Source organism: Vibrio sp. OPT46, assembly GCF_015163535.1.
GTDB classification, from domain to species: Bacteria; Pseudomonadota; Gammaproteobacteria; order Enterobacterales; family Vibrionaceae; genus Vibrio; species Vibrio alginolyticus.
The window spans coordinates 1-8,099 of the sequence record NZ_JADDYG010000730.1 but is presented as its reverse complement, the minus strand read 5'-3'; the positions used below and the strand labels follow the sequence as shown (position 1 = coordinate 8,099).

7 protein-coding genes are annotated in these 8,099 nt (G+C 42.3%); 6 read left to right on the top strand and 1 reads right to left on the bottom strand.

From position 1 onward, the window contains the following. Positions 1 to 223 precede the first annotated feature (223 nt). Positions 224 to 826, top strand: coding sequence for a 2OG-Fe(II) oxygenase (locus tag IQR33_RS26120; RefSeq protein ID WP_062730627.1), 603 nt, complete (start codon positions 224 to 226; stop codon positions 824 to 826). A 54-nt stretch (positions 827 to 880) separates the two neighbouring features. On the opposite strand, the gene IQR33_RS26115 is transcribed toward IQR33_RS26120, so the two are convergent. Then, the gene (locus IQR33_RS26115) at positions 881 to 2,146 is read right to left on the bottom strand and encodes an HD domain-containing phosphohydrolase (RefSeq protein ID WP_025766702.1); all 1,266 of its coding nucleotides are present in this window, start codon (positions 2,144 to 2,146) and stop codon (positions 881 to 883) included. 629 nt (positions 2,147 to 2,775) lie between these two features. Here IQR33_RS26115 and IQR33_RS26110 point away from each other — a divergent pair. The 5 genes from IQR33_RS26110 to IQR33_RS26090 all read left to right on the top strand — a co-directional run. Further along, positions 2,776 to 3,969: an iron-containing alcohol dehydrogenase gene (locus tag IQR33_RS26110; RefSeq protein ID WP_170890611.1), complete on the top strand. Its 1,194-nt coding sequence runs from the start codon at positions 2,776 to 2,778 to the stop codon at positions 3,967 to 3,969. 161 nt (positions 3,970 to 4,130) lie between these two features. Further along, positions 4,131 to 5,336 (top strand): aromatic amino acid transport family protein, encoded by a 1,206-nt coding sequence (locus tag IQR33_RS26105; RefSeq protein WP_033905238.1) that lies wholly within the window; start codon positions 4,131 to 4,133, stop codon positions 5,334 to 5,336. Positions 5,337 to 5,610: 274 nt separating this feature from the next. Next, on the top strand, positions 5,611 to 6,735 hold the full coding sequence (locus tag IQR33_RS26100) for an HD-GYP domain-containing protein (protein ID WP_193837396.1): 1,125 nt from the start codon (positions 5,611 to 5,613) through the stop codon (positions 6,733 to 6,735). A gap of 87 nt (positions 6,736 to 6,822) precedes the next feature. Then, the gene (locus IQR33_RS26095) at positions 6,823 to 7,041 is read left to right on the top strand and encodes a hypothetical protein (protein ID WP_005377723.1); all 219 of its coding nucleotides are present in this window, start codon (positions 6,823 to 6,825) and stop codon (positions 7,039 to 7,041) included. Between the two features lie 324 nt (positions 7,042 to 7,365). Next, a partial coding sequence (locus IQR33_RS26090) for an ABC transporter ATP-binding protein (RefSeq protein ID WP_193844191.1) occupies positions 7,366 to 8,099 on the top strand: 734 nt, incomplete at its 3' end.

The following is an 8,099-nucleotide window of genomic DNA, read 5'->3' as shown; positions in this document are numbered from 1 at the left end:
CCGACTATTAAACGTCTTAGTCCGTTGCGAGTTCATCCAACCAGATTAGAAGCTCGTCAATAATAAAAGATATTGCCGCTCATATGAGCGGCATTTTTATATTCGTCATCACCTATTTTTACTCTCTTTTTATTTTGTTGTCGTTTCGACAAAAAATCGCATTTGTTGTGGGGTTGAAGATTTTTTATATAGACCGCCCAACTAATATGAGTGAACGACAATAATGGATAAAATGATCGATGCGTTAGCAACCCATGGCTACTACATCTGGGATGATTTTCTTTCTGAACAAGAAGTGACTCAATTACGAGACTGCATTCCAAGTAACTGGAAAAAAGCGCGTATTGGTCGTAATGACGATGTGACACGTATTGAGTCAATTCGAAGTGACAAAATTCAATGGTTATCGCCCAATATGGGGCACGCGGTTACTTCTTACTTAGATAAGATGGAAGAAATACGCCAAGAAGTGAACCGTCACTTGTTTCTGGGGCTTTTTGAGTATGAAGCTCACTTTGCCAAGTACGAGGAAGGGGATTTCTACCAAAAGCATCTAGATTGTTTTAAGGGCAATGAAAACCGTCGATTGACAACCGTTTTTTACATGAACGAATCTTGGACGGAAAAGGATGCAGGTGAATTGGTGGTTTACGATCTAAATGATAATAAGATAGCAACCATCCCTCCTCAATCGGGACGCTTACTTTTATTCTTATCTGAGCAATTCCCGCATGAGGTTTTACCGACCAATGCTGAGCGTTTCAGTATTGCAGGTTGGTTCAGAATCAATGGTGTGCGAGACAATGTACTTGATATTGCAAAATGATTGGTTTGCAACCTGCACAAAATCAGCAAAGGGCGTAGATACGCCCTTTATCGATTAAACATTAGTTGATAGCTCGTAACACTCGGTCATGTTTCGCTCTAGCACTGCATAGACGTCAGAACAAAGTTCTTGTTTAGCGACTTGCTCGCCCATAATCGCGGCGATTTGTGCTTGAGCCATTCGTCCTCGGTAGGGACGGTCCTGAGACAGAGCTTGAAAAACATCGGCAACCGCGACAATACGCGATGGTACATCGAGTTCGTCTCCTGTTTTATGATAAGGATAGCCAGAACCGTCCAAACGCTCGTGATGATTAGAGGCCCACTCCGCTATTTTAGCGTTGGGAAACACTTTGTGTAATGCGAGCTGAGTATCAATTGTATGGCGTTTAATACGCGTATACTCTTGTTTATTAAGAGAGCCTTCTTTATGAAGAATCTCATCTGGTGTTTTTAACTTTCCGATATCATGCACCAACCCAGCAATAAATAACATCTCTTGGTCGTGCTCACAGAACCCAAGCTTGATGGCTAGATACCGAGATAACTCCGCCACTTTTTGCGAATGTTGATAAGTAAATGGGCTTTTTGCGTCAACAATTCGAGCGATAAACATTCCCAAACTATTCATATCTTGGATGGTGAGCTGTTTTTGAAGCCAATCAATGCTTTTAAAGTTTAATCCGATGGTTTCTATATTTTCAGACTCCATCGCGAACCAAAATGCGTCGGTCATAACGAGCTTAACCATTGCCTTAGCCATGTCTGGATTAAACAAAGTTCCAGCGTTTGCCATGATGCATTCTGCAATTAGTTCTTCATGAAGTGTGACAATGTCACAGTGGCAGTTCATGACGTATTTGGAACGCATAAAATCGAGACGATCGGCTAAATAGAGTAGGGCAGCGACCTCTTTTTCAAAAGGCGGTAAATCAAGATATTTTAGTTCACTCCAATGTGTATGGTGGTAAAGAACAGGTGTCGCAAACTGACGTAACAAACGACACTGCTTGAGGCTTCGGTATCCTCTTAAGCAATGTGTTTTTACATCTTGTGGCACCAACTCCTCAAGTAACATTTTATGTTCTTGTGTTTCGGAGACCCCACAATCGTGGATCATCCCTGCGAAGTAGCAAAACTCCGCTTTTTCTGGTTCCCAGTTCATGACCCGAGCACATTGGTAAGCGATGTAAGCGACACGATGGCTATGGTGCGTATCATCAACACCGACATAGTCGAGTGCTCGAGCAACCCAGATAAGTGCTTGTTTCAGATCGACTTCAAAGCCCATGTCCGTATGGGAATGGCAAGAATGATTCATGGTTTATACCGACATTGCTAATTAGCCCACGCTAAACCCAAATCAGAAGGTGATAGGAAAAATTGGGTACGACAGCGAATAGACCCCAAAAAGGTGGGCGTTTAGACATAGTTTTGATTATGGGCGGGATAATAATCCTAGTTGCATAATAATATCACCTGAAGCTCATGGTTAAGAGTCAGATATTTGAACTAAGTATAAGTTTTGAAAGATTATTGTTGCTCTTGTTGACTTATTTGAAAACGACAATAAATCATGATGTAACGCATTCTTATTTTTATTTTTGTAGATCGTGTTCGGGCTCAACCAGAGACACACGGTATTGATGTCTGATTAACAGAATTCATATTGTTGCTTTTGAAGGCAAAAAATAAGAAGACTTCTTCGAGGCTTGCTCTGTAACTAACAGAGTAATAGGGAAAGCAGCTTGTTAACTACATGACAATAGAGCGTCGTTGAAAACATTTTCTCTGTAGCTCATGTCGTTGAGGGAAGATAATAAAATGGTACGGTTTCCCAGCGATGCTAGCCCTTTTAGTGAGATAAGTTTATTGAAAATGTGTGATTGCAAAGTAAGCATAGGTAGTAAAAGTAGCTAGAATGATAGCTCTAAATGAAAAGGATTTCGTATGTTGAAGCATCGTTTATATCGGAGTTACACCGCTGGGTTAAAAATAGCAGCCCTTATCCTTCCTATGCCGAGACCAACCTTGTTTTCCGGCCCTGGTTCGATGAATGAGCTATTAGAATCGATGACCGAGCTGGGATTTAAACGCGTTTTGTTAGTTACCGACGAAGGGTTAGTCCAAGTCGGTATTGTAGATAAGGTGCTTGAGGCTGCAGCACAACTCGATTTACAGTTAGATGTTTTCTCGCAAGTTAAGCCCGATCCTACCTATGATCAGGTAGAGAGCGGTCTAGAGGCTTATCATCGTTTTCATTGTGAGGGCATATTAGCTTTGGGTGGCGGCTCTGCAATGGATTGTGCAAAAGTCATCGCTGCGAAAGTTACCAATAAACGGCCAATAAAAAAATTAGCTGGACTATTGAAGGTATGGCGAATGCCAGCGCCGCTTTTTGCTATTCCAACAACGGCTGGAACCGGAAGTGAAGTTACTATCGCTGCGGTCGTGTCAGATCCCTCCTCACACATTAAAACCCCTTTAATGGATCCAAAGTTGGTGCCACTAATGGCAGCTTTAGATGCGAATTTAATGATTGGTTTACCTCCTAAGATCACGGCTGATACTGGCGTTGATGCATTAACCCATGCTATTGAGGCCTATGTATCGAAAAACGCTACTCAAGAAACGATGGCTTATTCGGTTGCCGCTATTAAACTCATTTTTAAATATCTTCCTAGGGCTGTGATGCAAGGGGATGATGTCGAAGCTCGTCATAAAATGGCTATGGCATCCTATTACGCGGGTTTAGCATTTACCAAAGCGAGTTTGGGTTATGTTCATGCCTTTGCTCACACATTCGGTGCGAGATATGGAATACCTCATGGTATGGCAAACGGATTAGCCTTGTTGCCTGTGCTGCGCTTTTCATTATCAGAGATTGAGCCTCAACTAAGAAAGCTCGATGAGTTGACGGCCGAGGGGCAGTTAGGTAACGCAAGTGCTCAGCATTTTTTGGCGAATCTGGAGTCCTTGTTTTCAACTATTGATATTGAGCAAACCAGTGCGCTCATTCAACGTGAAGATGCTGATGCGCTTGTTGATTTAATTCTGAAAGAGGCGCACTGGAATTACCCTGTTCCCAAGTTCATGAACAGGGAAGAATGCACACAGTTATTGTTAAATATCAGTAAGGTGTAAATTGTAGTTTACATGTGTGGTTTTTTATCCTTACACTTTGCTTGATCTTCTGCTAAAGATCCTACAATATCGACGGAAATACAAATATGGTGTTGGTTTCGGTCCGCCGTTGCCCGATCTAATACTGATAATTTCTAATAAAGTGTAAAGATTAATATACAATGAGTCGTTCTAAAGTATTCGGTAGTACGCTAATTATTGCGGGCACTACAATAGGCGCTGGTATGCTAGCGCTTCCACTTGCCTCTGCCGGCATTGGTTTTTCAACTTCTATTATCATCATGCTAGGCTTATGGGCTCTGATGGCTTTCACTGCCTTGCTTATGCTTGAGCTTCATCAACATGCGGAGAGTAGTGCTACACTTCATACTTTGGCGAAACAGATCCTAGGTCAAAAAGGCAAGTGGGTGGCAAGTTTTGCGATGTTGTTTCTTTTCTACTCATTATGTGCAGCGTATATCGCTGGCGGTGGTGCTCAGTTCGGAGACCGCCTTGCACAATGGTTTGACCTCGATATTTCAGGGCCTACATCAACGATAATCTTTACCTTGATTGTGACTTTAGTTGTGACAGTGGGTACCGGTACGGTCGATAAAGTAAACCGAGTTCTGTTCGCGATGAAGCTCATTGCGATGGTTGCGGTGCTTTCTTTTCTTGCTCCAAACGTTACGGAATCTTACTTGTTAAGTATGCCAATCGAACAAGGCCTTGTTGTAGCGGCGATTCCGGTGATCTTTACTTCGTTTGGTTTCCACGGAAGTATACCTGCAATTGTGAATTACTTAGACGGTGACACTTCTTCTTTACGCAAAGCCGTTATTATTGGTTCGACGATTCCACTCGTTATTTATATCTTTTGGCAAATCGTGACGTTGGGTGTGGTTAGCCAAAGTACGCTTGTTGAGAACGGAGGGTTGAGCGCACTGATTGGTCAACTATCTCAGACAGTACACCAATCAAATTTGGGTAGCATTGTTGGTGTGTTTGCTGACTTGGCATTGTTGACATCGTTCCTTGGCGTGAGTTTGGGTCTATTCGAATTTTTGGGTGATACCATCAAAGGAAGTAACGATAAGCCTAATCGTTTGATTGCGGCACTAGTGACGTTTACTCCACCGCTAGGCTTCGCACTTTTCTATCCTCAAGGCTTTATTATGGCTTTGGGCTATGCAGCGATTGCCTTAGCGATTTTAGCCATCTTTTTGCCTTTGGTTATGGTGATCAAGGTTCGTAAATCGGATGATTTTACTGGGGAGTACCGCGTCGCAGGTGGTCAAGGTGCGTTAGTGATAACGGGCATCGCTGGCACTGGCATCGTATTCGCTCAGGTGTTAATTACGCTGGGTGTGCTTCCTGCTCTAGGCTAGTTGTTTAGAACGTTCTTTGAATAACTTCTAGTTACTGAATCCATCGTAATCAATCAGTATTGTTAGGCCAACGAGTTTCGCTCGTTGGCTTTTTTAATCTGGATCAAATTACCGTAAGATATCCGGTGAAAAAATTGGTAGAAATGTGCTTTTATTTCGTACACTTAAGTTGTGGTATATCGATAATTTAAGTGGAGAAAACCGCTCAAAATACCATTGAATTTGCAACACAATGAGCTTTTCTTGTTTCTCTGCTTTGGTGTGGAGGTGAAGCATGGCGCACCGGAGTTTTTACCCGTTTGCAAAACCGCTTAACGAGCAACTGCAAACGCTAAAAGGCAGGATGCAGGCGCACTTGCCATGTATTGATAGGGTGTCATTTGCAAAATATCACCCAGACCAAGATGTGCTCAAGTCATTTGCAGAAAGTGAGTTCGACACTTGGTGTTTAGCCCATCACGAATCAGCATTCCGTAAACTCCACCACCTCAATATTGCCTCTAAAAACGCGGTTCCTCGTATCGTCGAAGACCTTCATGATATTAAGCACTGTCCTCGGGTTCAAATTTTACTCAAACACGGATATCAGTCGTCGGCTGCTATTCCTTGTTATGACAATAAAGCTTTTACTGGTTTTGTATTTTTGAACTCCACTCAACGTGATGCGTTTAGTTTAGAAGCGCTGAATGGTCTTAAACCTTATTTCGAAATGATTCGATTTGCGGTTGAATCAGAGACTCAAGTAGTCAATGCGATAGAAACGCTAGCGAACCGAATGCAATGTATGATGCCAGGCTATTCACCTGAGTATTACGCGCATACCAAACGCATGAAGTACTACAGTCAAATTATCGCAACGCAGTTAGCGGATCGTTATCACCTGAATGACGAAATGGTCGAAGATATTGGTATTTTTGCTCAGTTCCATGCGCTCGGTGATAGTCAGCTGCCAGTTGAAATTGCTAGCCGCCGAACAAATTACTCTCAAGAACAAGAGGCGATATTGATTCAACATATTGAGCGTTGTATCGATTCAGCGGATGACATAGTTGCCCGTATCGGAAATCCGGTTCACCCGAGTGTGACTTTGTTTTTGCAGATGATTATTTATCAGTACGAAAATTTAAATGGCACTGGTTATCCGTATGGTTTAACCAGTGATGATATACCAATCGCCGCGCAAATTACGGCTGTCGCGAATGCCTTTGATTTTATGACGACGCACCATCCGTACAGACAAGCGTGGTCCATCCCATACGCATTGTTAGAACTTGAAAAATGGGTATATCAGGGATGGTTATCTCGAGAATGTGTTGATGCTCTGCGAGAGCATCAAGGTTATATAAAGCAAATCATCCACAAATATCCCGAGCACTATACAGGCTTGGGGTTAATGTGAAGAGCAGTAACAAAGTTGAAATGTTGACGAGGAGGAATATTTAAACAATACTGTTTTTATATACAGTAATAAGTTTGGAGGTGAAGTATGTTGTGGGAAACCCTTGAAAGAGTAAACCGCTTACGCCAACAAGCACTTGCAAATCCTGAGTTTGTTGAGTCAGCAAAAGAGCACGAACAAGCACTTCAGGAGCAAGAATACCATTATCAAACTAAGAAAAAGCGTTCAGCCAAAGACAAACAAGGTAAAAAGTCGCTGGCCGATATCTATAAAGAAGTAGAGTTTGGCGCTGACGCTCGTCATTAATGTATTCACTGCGGCATTTTTCATTTCTTCATACGCTGCAGTATTCGTTCAAATTTATGCGAGAGCAGTGGGAGACCGCTGCTCTCGTTGACCTGCCTATAATTTACTAATGAAGTTCAGCAGAGCAAATTATCACTAACACTTAGCAATTCTCTCAATGATTTTGTTGATGTAATGATAATGACAACGGTTTGCATTTGTATCTTTGTTGTTATATAAAACCTCCCTTATTAATCGTTCTGTTGAATAAGAACGGCAAACGTGATCAACGAATGAGAGCTTTGAATAACTGTTATTCGTAAATGGCTATTAGGTGAAGTAGGGATGTTGGAAGCTAAAGCACTCCAGTTTGAGATTGAAGGCAAGTCATTGCTAAAAGCGTTTGATGTGACATTTGAACCCGGAAAAACATACGCTCTTGTTGGACACAATGGTTCAGGAAAATCCACATTGTTAAAGTTGCTGGCACAGCAACAGCCATACACCGCTGGTGACGTGGTTCTGCATGGAACGAGCATTAACGATCTCTCAGCGAAAAAGTTTGCCCAACACATTGCCTACTTGCCTCAGCATCTTCCAGTGACCGACAGTATTTTAGGTCGAGATTTAGTCGGTTTTGGTCGTTATCCATGGCATGGTTTACTTGGACGTTTGAGTAAGAAAGATCACGACATTGTTGAAGAAGCAATGGCGATGACAGGCACACTAAAATACGCAGATCGCTTAGTGGACACGTTATCTGGAGGAGAGCGTCAACGTGTGTGGCTAGCTATGCTGTTAGCCCAAAAAACCGAGTATTTGCTTCTTGATGAGCCTTTGTCTGCGCTAGATATCAGCCATCAAGTAGATATGTTGAAGCTTATCTCTAAACTCAGTCAAGAACTGGGTTTGGGCGTTATTATCGTATTACACGATATCAACTTGGCTGCACGATTTTGCGACTACATCGTTGCATTACATCAAGGTGATTTGATTGCACAAGGCAATGTTGAACAGGTGTTTACTGAACCTAAGTTGAGGGACATATATGGGATAGAGATGATGATCTCTGACCACCC